The sequence below is a fragment of the Aeromonas sp. S16(2024) genome (genome assembly GCF_041403065.1).
GTDB lineage: Bacteria > Pseudomonadota > Gammaproteobacteria > Enterobacterales > Aeromonadaceae > Aeromonas.
In genome coordinates this window covers 143,649-156,555 of sequence record NZ_JBGLQX010000001.1, presented here as the reverse complement: position 1 = coordinate 156,555, position 12,907 = coordinate 143,649, and the positions used below count along the sequence as shown (strand labels likewise).

Genomic DNA, 12,907 nt, shown 5'->3' with positions numbered 1-12,907 from the left:
ACCCACTAACCCTTTAGGGGCAAATAACGAGAGATGCTCCCGGGCCCCAGGGCCGATGCGGACATGGATTCAATCACACGAGGTAATGGAATGATCTTGATGGAATTTTTGGTGGTACTCGGCTGCTTGCTGCTGGGTACCCGCTTTGGGGGCATGGGACTGGGTCTCATCAGCGGCATAGGTCTCTTCCTGCTGACCTTCGTGTTCGGCCTGGTGCCGGGCGAACCGCCGGTGCAGGTGATGCTGACCATACTGGCGGTGATCGGTTGCGCCGCCACTCTGCAGACTGCCGGTGGCCTCAACCTGATGATGCAGGTGGCCGAGCGTCTGCTGCGCCGTCACCCCCAATACATCACCATACTGGCGCCGCTCACCACCTGGACCCTCACCTTCCTGTGCGGTACCGGCCACGTGGTCTACACCATGTTCCCCATCATCGCCGACATAGCGCTGCAGAAGAACATCCGTCCCGAGCGCCCCATGGCGGTGGCGTCCGTTGCCTCCCAGATGGCAATCTGCGCCTCGCCAGTGTCGGTGGCCGTGGTCTCCATGGTCTCCATTCTGGCGGCCGGTCACGGTATAGGTGAGGCTTACGGCCTGCTCGACATCCTGATGATCGCCATCCCCTCCTCTCTCACGGGTGTGGTCATGGCGGCCCTGTGGAGCCTGCGCCGCGGCAAGGATCTGGACAAGGATGAGGAGTTCCAGGCCAAGATCCAGGATCCGGAGCAACGCACCTTCATCTATGGCGGTGGTGAAACCCTGCTCAACACCAAGTTCCCGAAAGAGGCCTACTGGTCGACCTGGATCTTCTTCGCCGCCATCGCCGCCGTGGTCTTGCTCGGTGCCAACGAAGGTCTGCGTCCGGTATTTACCATCAAGGACAAGACAGGCCCCCTCTCCATGAACCTGGTGATCCAGATGATGATGCTGATCGCCGGCGCCATCATACTGATGCGCTGCAAGGTCAAGCCGGGCGACATCTCCAACGGCGCCGTCTTCAAGGCGGGCATGGTCGCCATCTTCTCCGTATTCGGGGTTGCCTGGATGAGCGAAACCTTCTTCCAGGCCCACATGCCGCTGCTCAAGGAGTCGTTGGCCCACGTGGTACAGGCCCAGCCATGGACCTATGCCCTGGTGCTCTTCCTCATCTCCAAGCTGGTCAACAGCCAGGCCGCGGCGCTCACCGCCATCGCCCCCATGGGTCTGGCGCTCGGGGTGGAGCCGAAACTGCTGATCGCCTTCCTGCCGGCGAGCTACGGCTACTTCGTGCTGCCGACCTACCCGAGCGATCTGGCCTGCATCGGTTTCGACCGCTCCGGCACCACTCGCATCGGCAAGTTCATCATCAACCACAGCTTCATCATTCCCGGGCTGATCGGGGTAGTGACCTCCTGCTCCCTGGGTTATCTGCTGACCACCATTTTGCTCTAATCGCAACGGCGTTTATCACGCTATTGCCAGAGAGGCCCCGCTCGGGGCCTCTCTCTTTTTCGCGTTCCGATTGACCCATCCGCTTTACCTGCGCCCCCGCCGCTGGGTAGCATGCCCTCTCGTTCACCACCGGAATATCATCCATGTCTCGCGTCATCCTGCTCTGGAGCGGTGGCAAAGATGCCATGCTGGCCCTCTGCCATGCCCGCGATGCGGGCCATCAGGTGGTGGCCCTGGCCACCTTTGCGCCCCCTGAACCCCGCTTTCTCGCCCACCCCCTGCCGCTGGTGCGCCGTCAGGCGGCGGCCCTGGGGCTGCCCCATCTGCTGGTCACCATAGAGGCGCCGTTCGAGCTGGGCTATGAGACGGCGCTGAGCCGCTTGCAGCAGGAGTGGGCCCTCGATGGGGTGGTGACCGGCGACATCGACAGCGTGGGCGGGGCGCCAAACTGGATCCGCGAACGCTGCCGCCCGCTCGGGCTCACCGTCCACACCCCGCTCTGGCAGCAATCTCGCGAAGCGCTGCTGAGCGACATGCTTGGGCGCGGCATCGTCGCCCACCTCTCCTGCGTCGATACCCGGGTGCTGGCGCCCGAGTGGGCCGGACGTATCCTGGATGCGGCCAGCCTCACCGAGTTGCAGCAACTGGCCGAACGCCAGGGCTTCGATGCCTGCGGCGAGCAGGGGGAGTACCACAGCATGGTGACCGACGGCCCGGGCTTTGCCGCACCCTTGTGCCTTGCTGGCTGGCAGGTAACGCGGCGGGATCATCTGGCCTACCTGGTCCAGGACGAGCCGGTGCCAGCCACGCAGCCATAAAAAACGGGAGCCTGATGCCTCCCGTCCTGATCCCGCCCCCTAGGACGCTTTACGTCGCCAGCCTGCCCAGCCCCCCCTGCAACAGGCGGATGCGCGGCTCGATACTATCGAGTAGCAGGAGTTCGGCTTTCGAATGGAAGCCGCCCCCCATGGGGCCCAAGCCATCCAGCGCCAGCACCGCCTGGGGGGCTAATCCTTGACGATGCCGTAGACCACGGCCATCAGCACGAGCGAGACGAATAAGAGGTCCAACGTGCGCTCCTGACAAGATTATCGAGGATCGAAATCTAGTGGCGAGCCCCTCCTTCCCCCTTGATTACTATCACTAAAAGTGGTTTGAATGACGAAAGGCAGCATTATGTTTTGATAAATCAAATAAAATTGGTACATCAATCCAGCCCCGACGCACTAGAATGCCCTGCATGAGATCCTGACCAACAACCTCCACTTTTTTTGCGTTGGATCAACGCCCGTCAGGGGTGAACTGGCCAAGATGCCCGTCGATACAGAGCGACCATTTCGCACCGGAGAGAGCTATGACAAGCCAAGCCACCGCAGGGACTTCGACCTGCGACTACAAGCTGTGGGACATCCTCGTCGAGTCTGCAAAGGAACGCACCACCATTCGTTATTCCAAGCTGGCCAGGCAGGCCGGGCTGGAACAGTGCCAGGATGAGCTGCGCACCCTGCTGCAACGCATCCGCATGTACTGCACCGAAAACAACCTGCCGATCCTCTCCGCCATAGTGGTGGACGACGTGGGCAAATACAGCGGCCTCTCCTCCAGCCTGCCGGATGCGCCCTGGGAGCGGGCCCGGGTCTTCGACCACGAGTGGACCACGCTGCACTGATAGCCCCCTTCCCCAAGACGCGCCCCCAGGCGCGTTTTGGCTAGCTGGCCCTCGCTTTTTCTCCCCCCTCCCCGCTGGTAAAACCAGCCAGCCCGGCCATGAGCGTTGCCATGGCTGGGCCACAATGCCAGAATCGGGCCCTTGCATGATTTCACGTTCGGATTTCAGGGCCCCTGGCCCGCAGATATAGGATCTCCCATGGCCACCACCCTCTATGGCATCAAGAACTGCGACACCATCAAGAAGGCCCGCAAGTGGCTGGACGAGGCTGGCATCGACTATCGCTTTCACGATCACAGGGCCGACGGCCTCGAGCCTGCCCAGTTGGACGGCTGGCTGAACCAGCTTGGCTGGGAAGCCCTGCTCAACACCCGAGGCACCACCTTCCGCGCCCTGCCGGAGGAGGCCAAGCAAGGGCTCGACACCGCAAAAGCCCGCGCCCTGCTGCTGGAACACCCCGCCATGATCAAACGCCCGCTGCTGGATCGCGATGGCGAGCTGACCCTGGGGTTCAAGGCAGACCACTACCAATCCCTCTTCTCTCGTTAAACTTTTCTGTTAAGGAACGCCGATGTCGGATGTCATCGCACTGGCCAAGGATCTGATCCGCCGCCCCTCCGTTACCCCGCTGGACGAAGGGTGCCAGACCCTGATGGCGGAGCGCCTCGGGCGCCTGGGCTTCGTCATCGAACCCATGGTGTTTGAAGACACCACCAACCTCTGGGCCCGCCGTGGCAGCGAGGGGCCGCTGTTCTGCTTCGCCGGCCACACCGACGTGGTGCCCGCCGGCCCGCTGGACAAATGGCATACGCCGCCGTTCGAGCCGACCATCAAGGATGGCATGCTCTATGGCCGGGGCGCCGCCGACATGAAGGGGTCGCTGGCCGCCATGGTGGTGGCCACCGAGCGCTTCGTGGCCGAGCACCCGGATCACCAGGGCTCCATCGCCTTCCTCATCACCTCGGATGAAGAGGGCCCCTTCATCAACGGCACGGTGCGCGTCATCGACACCCTGGAGGCGCGCAACGAGAAGATCCGCTGGTGTATCGTCGGCGAGCCCTCCTCCACCAACCTGGTGGGGGACGTGGTGAAGAACGGCCGTCGCGGCTCCATCACCGGGGATCTGCTGGTGCGCGGGGTACAGGGCCACGTGGCTTACCCTCATCTGGCGGACAACCCCATCCACAAGGCGGCACCGGCCCTGGCGGAGCTCGCCGCCACCGTCTGGGACGAGGGCAACGCCTACTTCCCTCCCACCAGCTTCCAGATCGCCAACATCCAGGCCGGGACCGGCGCCTCCAACGTCATCCCCGGCGAATTGCAGGTACAGTTCAACTTCCGTTTCAGCACAGAGCTCACCGATCTTGACATCCGCGAGCGGGTCGAGGCGCTGTTGACCCGTCACGGCCTGGACTTCGAGCTGAAGTGGACCCTATCAGGCCAGCCCTTCCTGACCGACACCGGCGCCCTGCTGGAAGCCACAGTCGCCGCCGTGGCGGCGGTCAACGGTCAGCAGCCTGCCCTGCTCACCACGGGCGGAACGTCCGATGGACGCTTTATCGCGCCAACTGGCGCTGAAGTCATCGAGCTGGGTCCGGTCAACGCCACCATCCACAAGGTGAACGAGTGCGTGAAGGCGGACGATCTGGATCTGCTGGCGGAGATGTACCAAGGGGTGCTGGAGCACTTGCTGGCATGACCCAGGATCAACTGCTTGGGCTCGACGAGAGCCACCTCATCCTGGTGGGGCGCGGGCCCCACCGTCTGACCGCCGCCACGGCGGCGGCCTTCAACGACATGCAGGTGGCGGCCGCCTATGAAGGGTTCAACCTGCAGGCCGCCTCCAGCTGGCGCAGCTTCGAGCGCCAGCTCGCCATCTGGAATGGCAAGTGGCGCGGGGAGCGGCCCCTGCTGGATGCCGACAACCGCCCGCTGGATGCGCTGCAACTGGGCGAGACCGAGCGGCTGCACGCCATCTTGCGCTGGAGCGCCCTGCCGGGCACCAGCCGCCACCACTGGGGCACGGATCTCGACATCTATGATCCCGACTGCCTGCCCGCCGGTACCAAGCTGGCGCTGGAGCCCTGGGAGTATGAGGCGGGAGGCTGGTTTGCCGACCTCGGCGAATGGCTCGGGGATCATATGAGCGACTTCGGCTTCTTCCTGCCCTATGCCAAACCGCTGGACGCGGCTCAGGGGGTCGCCTACGAGCCCTGGCACATCAGTTTCGCCCTGGAGTCCGCCGAACAGCGGCTGGATCCGGATGCGCTGGCGCTTTGCCTGCAACAGGCGGATATTGAAGGCAAGGCGCGCATACTGGCCCATCTCGACGAGATCCTGGCCCGTTATGTCACCGCCGGTCACACCGAAAGGAGAATCTGATGAGTCTGTGGTTATGGATAGGCCTGCCGCTGCTGTTTCTGCTCGGCCTGTTTCTCAATGCCATCAAGGACATGAAACAGCTCGAAAAGCAGTTGCCGAAATACAAGGACAAGATCCGGGAAGTCAAGGACGACGAGGACGACTGACCTCCCCCGCAGGAGCCCGATGGCGCTCCTGCCTCCCCCCCACTCCGGCCCCTGCCAGGCTCGATGCCAGCCTGCTGACAACCCGGCCCCAGCCCCTGAAAATGGGCACCAATTGCCACTCCTTTCCCCTCTTTCTCGTCCCCCTCAGGCCCCGCGCCTACTGCTTAAAAACAGCACAACCACCGTAAAAAACTGCAAAACGATGCACAATTAAGCCACACAAAGGGGTTCAATCTGCATATAATGTGCCTGTTTTGCCGCCCGCCATAAGGAGTTCGCCATTGGATGCCACCACCATCAACAGTTTCTTTTTTATCGGTGCCTTGTTGGTGGGAGCCAGTGTCCTGTTAAGTGCGCTCTCGTCCCGGGTCGGCATCCCCATCCTGGTCATCTTCCTCGCCGTCGGCATGCTGGCCGGTGAGGATGGCCCCGGCGGCATCCACTTCGCCGACTACTCGGTCGCCTACCTGGTGGGCAACCTGGCGCTGGCCATCATTTTGCTGGATGGCGGCATGCGCACCCGGGTCTCCTCCTTTCGGGTCGCACTCTGGCCCGCCCTGTCGCTCGCTACCGTCGGGGTGGCCATCACCACAGGCCTCACGGGTCTGGCCGCCGCCTGGCTGTTTGACCTCAGCCTGATGCAGGGGATGCTGATCGGCGCCATCGTTGGCTCCACCGATGCGGCGGCTGTGTTCTCCCTGCTCGGCGGGCGCAGCCTCAACGAGCGGGTCAGCGCCACCCTGGAGATAGAGTCCGGCAGCAACGATCCCATGGCGGTCTTTCTCACCGTCACCCTGATAGAGGTGCTGGCCACCGCCCAGCAGGGGCTGGACGCTGGCTTCCTGCTGCTGCAACTCATCAAGCAGTTTGGCCTGGGCGCTGGCATAGGCCTCGGTGGGGGCTGGCTGCTGTGGAAACTCATCAACACGGCCCGCCTGGCCCCGGGACTCTATCCGCTGCTCACGGTGAGCGGCGGCCTGCTCATCTTCGCCCTCACCACGGCGGTGGGAGGCAGCGGCATCCTCGCCATCTACCTCACCGGCCTGCTGCTTGGCAACCTCTCCCTGCGTAGCCGCAGCACCACCTTGTCGGTGCTGGACGGCCTGACCTGGCTCAGCCAGATCGGCATGTTCCTGGTGCTGGGGCTGCTCGCCACCCCGAGCAATCTGCTGCCCATCGCCGTGCCAGCGCTCGCGCTGGCCATGTGGATGATCCTCTTTGCCCGCCCGGTGTCGGTCTGGATAGGCCTGCTGCCGTTCAAGAACTTCGCCCCCCGGGAGCGCTGGTTCATCTCCTGGGTCGGCCTGCGCGGCGCCGTGCCCATCATACTGGCGGTCTTCCCCATGATGGCGGGGCTGCCCAATGCCCAGCTCTACTTCAATGTCGCCTTCTTCGTGGTGCTGGTCTCCCTCATCCTGCAGGGCAGCTCGCTGCCGCTGGCCTCCCGGCTGGCGCGGGTGGAGGTGCCGGCGCCGCCGTCCCCCATCAACCGCTCCGGGCTCGAGATCGATCTCGACAGCCAGTGGGAGACCTTCGTCTACCGCCTGAGCGCCGAGAAGTGGTGCATAGGCTCGCCCCTGCGGGAGCTGCGCATGCCCCAGGGTACCCGCATCTGCGCCCTGTTCCGCGGCCGGGAGCTGCTGCACCCCTCGGGCAGTACCTGCCTGCAGTCGGACGACATCCTCTGCGTCATCGGCCACGAGCGCGATCTGCCCGCCCTCGGCCAGCTGTTCAGCCAGGCGCCGGAGCAGGATCTGGGCCCGCGCTTCTTCGGTGACTTCCTGCTGGAGGCGACCGCCAGGCTGGTGGATCTCGCCCCGCTGTACGGGCTGGATGTGAGCGAGGTGGCGGATCAGACCCTGGGCGATTTCATTGCCCATCAGTTGGGCGATAATCTGGTAGTGGGTGACCACGTCGCCTGGCAGGGCCTGCTCTGGACGGTGGCGGAGATGGAAGAGGGTGAGCCTCGCAAGATAGGGGTACGCTTCCTGGAAGAAGATCCGGTCTAGGGCGCAAGCCGGACCCTGTTCAATACACATACTCGGCGCCCGTTCCCGCCAGGACGGTGAACCGGCGCCCGGCGAGAAGGGAGTGACCCATGCCTTATCAAACCCTGTTGTCTGGTCTGTATCCTCCCTCCCCCCGACTGGGGCTGATCGAGGGCTTCTTCGGCAAGGGCTGGAGCTGGGAGGCCCGTGCCCGCTATGCCCAGTGGCTGCCCCGCCATGGCTATGGCTTCTACCTCTACGCCCCCAAGGAAGACGGCTATCTGCGCAAGCACTGGGCCGAGCCCTGGCCGAGGGAGCAGCTCGACCACCTGCGCCAGCTGGCCCAGCAGTGCCGGGACAACGGCCTCGCCTTCGGTGTGGGGTTGAGCCCCATGGGCGCCCATCACGACTACGCGCACAAGCGCCCGGCCCTGCTCGAGAAGGTGCGCCTCATCGAGGAGGCGCTCAAGCCCGACATACTGGCGGTGCTGTTTGACGACATGAAGGGGGACACCCCGGATCTCGCCCACTGGCAGCTCACCATAGCCCACGACATCGCGGCCCACACCGGCGCCAGCCGTCTCATCTTCTGCCCCAGCTACTACTCGACGGATCCTGTGCTGGAGAAGGTGTTCGGCGCCATGCCCCCCCACTATCTGACGGATCTGGGCCAGGGGCTGGACAAGGGTTTTGACATCTTCTGGACAGGCCCCAGAGTCTGCTCCACCGACTACCCGGCCGCCCACCTCAAGCAGGCCGCCGACTGGCTGCACCGCAAGCCCTTCCTGTGGGACAACTACCCGGTCAACGACGGCAGCAAGGCGAGCAGCTTCCTGCACCTGCGTGCCTTCGAGAACCGCCCGGCAGAGCTCGCGGATCTCACCGCCGGCCACGCGGTCAATCCCATGAAGCAGGCGGCGCTCTCCGTGCTGCCGCTCGCCACCCTGCCCATGAGTTACCGACTCGGCCACCAGTACGATCCGGATCAGGCGCTGCACACCTCCCTCAACGCCACCTGCGGGCCGCAGATCTCCGCCATGATAGAGGCCGATCTGCCGCTGTTCCAGGACATAGGCCTGGCCCAGCTCACCCCGGAGCAGATCATCCACCTCAAAAGCCGTTACCTGCCGTTCCAGGATCAGGCCTGCGTCGCCGAGATCCTGCGCTGGCTGGACGGCGAATACGTGTTCGATCCGGACTGCCTCACCGACTGACCCCGGCCGTCAGCCCCCCACGAAAAAGGCCACCTCCCCGGCAGGGAGGTGGCCTTTTCATTCCGATCGCCTCAGCCGAAGGCCAGCCAGACGCCCACAAACAGCATGAGCGAGCCGGCGATGCGGTTCATCAGGGTGACGTTGCCGCTCCTGGCGAGGAAGTGGCGCAGGGTGCGGCCACCGCTCGCGTAGAGCAGCAGGCAGGAGAACTCGATGACCAGGATGAGCACCACCAGGGCGCCTATCTGGGGGGCCATCGGCTTAGCCGCATTGATGAAGGGGGGCAGCAGGGATACCATGAAGGCCCACCCCTTGGGATTGGCGATGGCGGTGACGAAACCCTGCAGCGCCAACCCGAGCGGCTTGGTCTCCTGCCCGGCCGAGAGATCCGCCGGAATCGCCATCTTGCCCTTGGCCTGCCACATCTGGATGCCGAGCCAGACCAGATAGGCACCGCCCACGTACTTGAAGGCCGAGAACAGGGCCGGATAGTTGAGCATGACGGCCGCCACCCCGATCACCGACAGCACAGAGACCAGGCCGACCCCGATAAGCTCCCCCCACATCATGTGCAGGGTGCGGCGAACCCCCAGGCTCATGCCCAGGGTCATCGCTAGCGTCATGCACATGCCGGGAGTCACGGAGACAAAGAAAAACGTGGGAATAAAGAGCGCCAAGATGGCGGGATCAATCCAGTCGGACACACTACACCTCCAGGTAACAAGCAGTCGATCTTGCCTATCACGTTCTTTTAACACAAGAAAAACCTTTGCGTTCAGCAAGGATTCAGCCTTAAAAACCCTGTGACAAGAGTTGTCGCGCCTGTGTAAGATGCCGCCTCACTCCTCTTTTGGGTTAGGATCTTTCATGTCTTTGAATAATCTGTCCATTCGTCTGCAAGTTCTCATTCCACTACTGCTCGCCAGTCTGCTGATGCTGCTCATGGCCGTGATCAGCAAGCAGGAGATAGACGGTGCAATCAAGGACATGAACGACACCACCGCCAGCGTCACCCGCCACAAGGATGACATCGCCGCCCTGATCCACGCCACCTACCGGCTGCGCACCAACGCCATCTACGGCCTCTACGATCAGGCCCGCTTCGCCGAGCTGCCCGGCACGCTCAATGCCGCCGAGCAGGAGATAAGCGGCCTCTTGTCCCGGCTGGTGATCAGCGGAGCCGAGCAGGACAACAACCAGGTGGCGGCGGCCTTGCAGGCCTATCTCGGCCATACCCGCAGCAACATGCTGCCACTGCTGGCCCAAAAATATCGGGACGGGGTCGAGCCAGCCGGCTATGAGCCATCCCGGCTGCGCTTTCGCGAGCTGGGGGAGCAGCTCATCAAGCAGATAGACTCCCTCTCTGCCCACATCAATCAGCTGATCCAGCAGGAAATCGCCCTGGAACAGGCCCACTACCACGCCACCTTGCTGCAGACCCTGCTGCTGATGGCCGCCACCCTGATCGCTGCCCTCTGCGGTGGCTGGTGGCTCTCCGGTCGCATCGTCCAGCCCATCGGTCAGTTGCAGGAGGTGATGCACGCCGTCGCCCTCGGCCGCTTCAACGTGCGCGCCAAGGCCGAAGGCAACAACGAGCTGGGCCAGCTGGCCAAGGACATCAACCAGACCCTGAGCCAGCTTGGCAGCACTATCCATGCCCTGACCGGCATCAGCGGCAACGTGGCCTCCGCCGCCACCGAGCTGGCCGCCGTCATGACCCAGTCCGAGGCCAACGCCCAGCAGCAACGCAGCGAGACCGAGCAGGTGGCCTCCGCCGTCACCGAGCTGGCCAGCACGGCCGACAACGTCAACCACAATGCCGCACTGGCCGATGAGCTGGCGCGAGAGGCCAACAGCCGGGTCGAGCAGGGGCTGGCGCTGTTTGCCGAGAGCATCCAGGCCAACGGCCGCATGGCGGGCAGCCTGGAGAACGCCGCCACAGTGGTCGCGCGCCTCAAGTCCCAGTCCGAGCAGATCGGCAAGGTGATCGAGGTGATTCAGAGCATCTCGGAACAGACCAACCTGCTGGCGCTCAACGCCGCCATCGAGGCCGCCCGTGCCGGTGAAACCGGCCGAGGCTTTGCGGTGGTGGCCGACGAGGTACGCCTGCTGGCGGCGCGGACCCAGGACTCCACCAAGGAGATCCAGGCCATCATAGAGCAGTTGCAGAGCCAGTCCCTGTCGGCCAACAGCGGCGTGCAGGAGACCCTGGAGATCCTCGGCCACAACCAGCGTCTCTCCGCCGAGGTGCAAGACCTGCTGGGGGGCATCACGGAGGCGGTCAACCAGATCAATGGCGCCAATGCCCAGGTGGCCACCGCCGCCGAGGAGCAGTCCTGCGTCACCGCCGACATCAGCCGCAACATCACCAACATCCACGAGATAGTGAACCAGAACGTGGCCGGCATCACCCAGAGCGCCGCCGCCAGTCATGAACTGTCACAGCTCGCCGAGCAGCAGCGCAGGCAGCTCGCCCAGTTCCAGCTGTAATACTCCCCTCTCGTTGACAAACTCCGGGCCCCGCCCCGGGGTCTGGCCCTCCCGTTTAAAACGGCTTTTTGCCCGCAAGGCGCCATTAGGGGCTGGGCTGCATCCACAAATATGGGTATGGTAGAGGCACGTCATTCCCCCTCACCCAGAGAACACCATGAGCCTGAAGTTCAAGAAACCCGCTTTTATCACGCTGGGCCTCGTCGCCCTGCTCTCCGCGCTCTGGCTCGATTTCTACCTGCCGGAACACACCATCGCCACCATCACAGGGGTCGAGGTGAAGCGCACCGACAAGGATGGCCCCATCAGCCAGAAGAACCCGGCAGACGGCCCCACCACCGACGTCTATTACATCTACACCGAGCGCCCCGGCGAGAAGATCCGGGTGTTCCGCAACGAAGATACCGGCTGGGGCTGGCCCTTCTACTTCAAGTTCAATGCCGCCGACGTGCAGGCCAAGGCCAAGTCCATGGAGTTCGAGAAGCGTCTGGCCATCATCACCTCCTATGGCTGGCGGATTAACATGTTCACCATGTTCCCCAACGTCACCAAGATCGAGAGCACGGATCCTGACGCCTCTACCTGGAGCTTCTTCCGCTGGTTCTGGTTCGGCATCTGGGCCCTGGTGATGGGCAAGGCCGCCATCGCCACCTGGCGCTACTTCGACCGTCTCGAGGACGAGATATGAGGAGCGCACCGGCATCAGGCGGAGAAGCACAATGACGGAGCCGAGCAAGACCCGCACCAGCTTCTACCGGCGGCTCTACGTGGCCCATCTGATCAGTCAGGGTACCGATACGGTGCCGGCCATCATGGCCGCCACCGGCATGCCGCGCCGCACCGCCCAGGACACCCTGAGCGCCCTGGCCGAGCTCGACATCAGCTGCGCCTTCGAGCAGACCGAGGGGGCTCGCCACCTGCAGGGCCACTATCGCATCAGCGACTGGGGCCCCATCAATCCTGACTGGATCAAGGCTCAGCTGCCGGTCATCAAGCAGACCCTGGGTTATCCCTGAGGGCGAGCTGGCAATCGATAAATAGAGAGGGGAGCCCAGGCTCCCCTCTCTATTTATCTGCAGGATGTGCCCCCTATTCCGGGAAGGGCTCCTCCGGCAGCGGATCCGCCGACTCCCCCTTGGTGCAGTCGATGATGGAGCGCTTGGGGTTGCCCGGGTCACGCAGCAGCAGGGGGGCCTCCCCCCTGTCGTGCTTCTGCTCGTCGGCAAACTCGCTGCCGTAGGCGTTGTGGGTCAGCCTGCGCGCATTGGCGATGGGGGTGTCGACAAACAGGGCGTGCACCTCGAAGGTCGAGGCCGGGATCAGAAATCCCGTGATGGGCAGGCCATGAAGCTCCTGGTGGGTCTTGTACCAGGCGAAGCCGTCTGACGTCTTGTCAGGGGTGAAGGTCTTGAGCAGCGGGTGGGACGGCTCACCGCTCTCGCTGTCCAGGTAGAGATCGTCCAGATCGCAGGTCGCCAGCCCCTGCCACATCCTCTCGAAGGGGGTGGCACAGGCCGTCAATTGCATACATGTCAGCAGTGCCAACGTCCCTTTCCACATTCCCAACCCCTTATTCGATGTCCG

14 protein-coding genes and 1 pseudogene are annotated in these 12,907 nt (G+C 63.7%); 12 read left to right on the top strand and 3 right to left on the bottom strand.

From position 1 onward, the window contains the following. Positions 1 to 90: 90 nt before the first annotated feature. Together ACB030_RS00800 and ACB030_RS00795 are read left to right on the top strand one after the other, a co-directional pair. Positions 91 to 1,434 carry an anaerobic C4-dicarboxylate transporter gene (locus ACB030_RS00800; protein WP_371157235.1) on the top strand — a complete coding sequence of 448 codons (1,344 nt, stop codon included), beginning with the start codon at positions 91 to 93 and terminating at the stop codon, positions 1,432 to 1,434. 143 nt (positions 1,435 to 1,577) lie between these two features. Continuing rightward, positions 1,578 to 2,252 carry a hypothetical protein gene (locus tag ACB030_RS00795; RefSeq protein ID WP_371157233.1) on the top strand — a complete coding sequence of 225 codons (675 nt, stop codon included), beginning with the start codon at positions 1,578 to 1,580 and terminating at the stop codon, positions 2,250 to 2,252. 49 nt (positions 2,253 to 2,301) lie between these two features. On the opposite strand, the pseudogene ACB030_RS00790 reads toward ACB030_RS00795, so the two are convergent. Continuing rightward, positions 2,302 to 2,430 (bottom strand): annotated as a pseudogene (locus ACB030_RS00790) (M20 family peptidase); the annotation flags it as partial. A gap of 358 nt (positions 2,431 to 2,788) precedes the next feature. Between ACB030_RS00790 and ACB030_RS00785 the strand changes: the two are divergent. The 7 genes from ACB030_RS00785 to ACB030_RS00755 all read left to right on the top strand — a co-directional run bounded on the left by ACB030_RS00785 (position 2,789) and on the right by ACB030_RS00755 (position 8,833). Next, positions 2,789 to 3,103: a hypothetical protein gene (locus ACB030_RS00785; RefSeq protein WP_205641343.1), complete on the top strand. Its 315-nt coding sequence runs from the start codon at positions 2,789 to 2,791 to the stop codon at positions 3,101 to 3,103. 198 nt (positions 3,104 to 3,301) lie between these two features. Continuing rightward, a complete protein-coding gene (locus ACB030_RS00780) occupies positions 3,302 to 3,652 on the top strand; it encodes an ArsC family reductase (protein WP_371157231.1) in 351 nt (116 codons plus the stop codon). Between the two features lie 22 nt (positions 3,653 to 3,674). Beyond that, positions 3,675 to 4,802, top strand: a complete 1,128-nt coding sequence (dapE, locus tag ACB030_RS00775) for a succinyl-diaminopimelate desuccinylase (protein WP_371157229.1) — start codon at positions 3,675 to 3,677, stop codon at positions 4,800 to 4,802. Continuing rightward, on the top strand, positions 4,799 to 5,485 hold the full coding sequence (locus ACB030_RS00770) for a M15 family metallopeptidase (RefSeq protein ID WP_371157227.1): 687 nt from the start codon (positions 4,799 to 4,801) through the stop codon (positions 5,483 to 5,485). The genes dapE and ACB030_RS00770 overlap by 4 nt, the downstream gene beginning before the upstream one ends. After that, the gene (locus ACB030_RS00765; protein ID WP_010674048.1) at positions 5,485 to 5,631 is read left to right on the top strand and encodes a hypothetical protein; all 147 of its coding nucleotides are present in this window, start codon (positions 5,485 to 5,487) and stop codon (positions 5,629 to 5,631) included. The genes ACB030_RS00770 and ACB030_RS00765 overlap by 1 nt, the downstream gene beginning before the upstream one ends. A 281-nt stretch (positions 5,632 to 5,912) precedes the next feature. Next, complete coding sequence (locus ACB030_RS00760; RefSeq protein WP_371157224.1) at positions 5,913 to 7,640, top strand: potassium/proton antiporter; 1,728 nt, start codon at positions 5,913 to 5,915, stop codon at positions 7,638 to 7,640. 89 nt (positions 7,641 to 7,729) lie between these two features. After that, positions 7,730 to 8,833 carry a beta-N-acetylglucosaminidase domain-containing protein gene (locus ACB030_RS00755; RefSeq protein ID WP_371157222.1) on the top strand — a complete coding sequence of 368 codons (1,104 nt, stop codon included), beginning with the start codon at positions 7,730 to 7,732 and terminating at the stop codon, positions 8,831 to 8,833. A 71-nt stretch (positions 8,834 to 8,904) separates the two neighbouring features. On the opposite strand, the gene ACB030_RS00750 is transcribed toward ACB030_RS00755, so the two are convergent. Beyond that, entirely contained in the window at positions 8,905 to 9,537 is a 633-nt protein-coding gene (locus ACB030_RS00750; RefSeq protein ID WP_371157220.1) for a LysE family translocator, read from the bottom strand. A 163-nt stretch (positions 9,538 to 9,700) separates the two neighbouring features. Between ACB030_RS00750 and ACB030_RS00745 the strand changes: the two genes are divergently transcribed. The 3 genes from ACB030_RS00745 (at position 9,701) to ACB030_RS00735 (ending at position 12,339) form a co-directional block, all read left to right on the top strand. Beyond that, positions 9,701 to 11,323: a methyl-accepting chemotaxis protein gene (locus ACB030_RS00745; protein WP_371157218.1), complete on the top strand. Its 1,623-nt coding sequence runs from the start codon at positions 9,701 to 9,703 to the stop codon at positions 11,321 to 11,323. 157 nt (positions 11,324 to 11,480) lie between these two features. Then, positions 11,481 to 12,011: a DUF1523 family protein gene (locus tag ACB030_RS00740; protein WP_205641336.1), complete on the top strand. Its 531-nt coding sequence runs from the start codon at positions 11,481 to 11,483 to the stop codon at positions 12,009 to 12,011. Positions 12,012 to 12,042: 31 nt separating this feature from the next. Next, positions 12,043 to 12,339 carry a helix-turn-helix domain-containing protein gene (locus tag ACB030_RS00735; protein ID WP_106887438.1) on the top strand — a complete coding sequence of 99 codons (297 nt, stop codon included), beginning with the start codon at positions 12,043 to 12,045 and terminating at the stop codon, positions 12,337 to 12,339. Positions 12,340 to 12,412: 73 nt separating this feature from the next. On the opposite strand, the gene ACB030_RS00730 is transcribed toward ACB030_RS00735, so the two are convergent. Next, positions 12,413 to 12,883, bottom strand: a complete 471-nt coding sequence (locus ACB030_RS00730; protein WP_111911189.1) for a hypothetical protein — start codon at positions 12,881 to 12,883, stop codon at positions 12,413 to 12,415. Positions 12,884 to 12,907: the final 24 nt, after the last annotated feature.

Excerpts from the sequence above, each read along its gene's own strand:
- ACB030_RS00800 (WP_371157235.1), top strand. The coding sequence starts at position 91 with ATGATCTTGATGGAATTTTTGGTGGTACTCGGCTGCTTGCTGCTGGGT.
- ACB030_RS00795 (WP_371157233.1), top strand. The coding sequence starts at position 1,578 with ATGTCTCGCGTCATCCTGCTCTGGAGCGGTGGCAAAGATGCCATGCTG.
- ACB030_RS00785 (WP_205641343.1), top strand. The coding sequence starts at position 2,789 with ATGACAAGCCAAGCCACCGCAGGGACTTCGACCTGCGACTACAAGCTG.
- ACB030_RS00780 (WP_371157231.1), top strand. The coding sequence starts at position 3,302 with ATGGCCACCACCCTCTATGGCATCAAGAACTGCGACACCATCAAGAAG.
- dapE (WP_371157229.1), top strand. The coding sequence starts at position 3,675 with ATGTCGGATGTCATCGCACTGGCCAAGGATCTGATCCGCCGCCCCTCC.
- ACB030_RS00770 (WP_371157227.1), top strand. The coding sequence starts at position 4,799 with ATGACCCAGGATCAACTGCTTGGGCTCGACGAGAGCCACCTCATCCTG.
- ACB030_RS00765 (WP_010674048.1), top strand. The coding sequence starts at position 5,485 with ATGAGTCTGTGGTTATGGATAGGCCTGCCGCTGCTGTTTCTGCTCGGC.
- ACB030_RS00755 (WP_371157222.1), top strand. The coding sequence starts at position 7,730 with ATGCCTTATCAAACCCTGTTGTCTGGTCTGTATCCTCCCTCCCCCCGA.
- ACB030_RS00745 (WP_371157218.1), top strand. The coding sequence starts at position 9,701 with ATGTCTTTGAATAATCTGTCCATTCGTCTGCAAGTTCTCATTCCACTA.
- ACB030_RS00740 (WP_205641336.1), top strand. The coding sequence starts at position 11,481 with ATGAGCCTGAAGTTCAAGAAACCCGCTTTTATCACGCTGGGCCTCGTC.
- ACB030_RS00735 (WP_106887438.1), top strand. The coding sequence starts at position 12,043 with ATGACGGAGCCGAGCAAGACCCGCACCAGCTTCTACCGGCGGCTCTAC.
- ACB030_RS00730 (WP_111911189.1), bottom strand. The coding sequence starts at position 12,883 with ATGTGGAAAGGGACGTTGGCACTGCTGACATGTATGCAATTGACGGCC.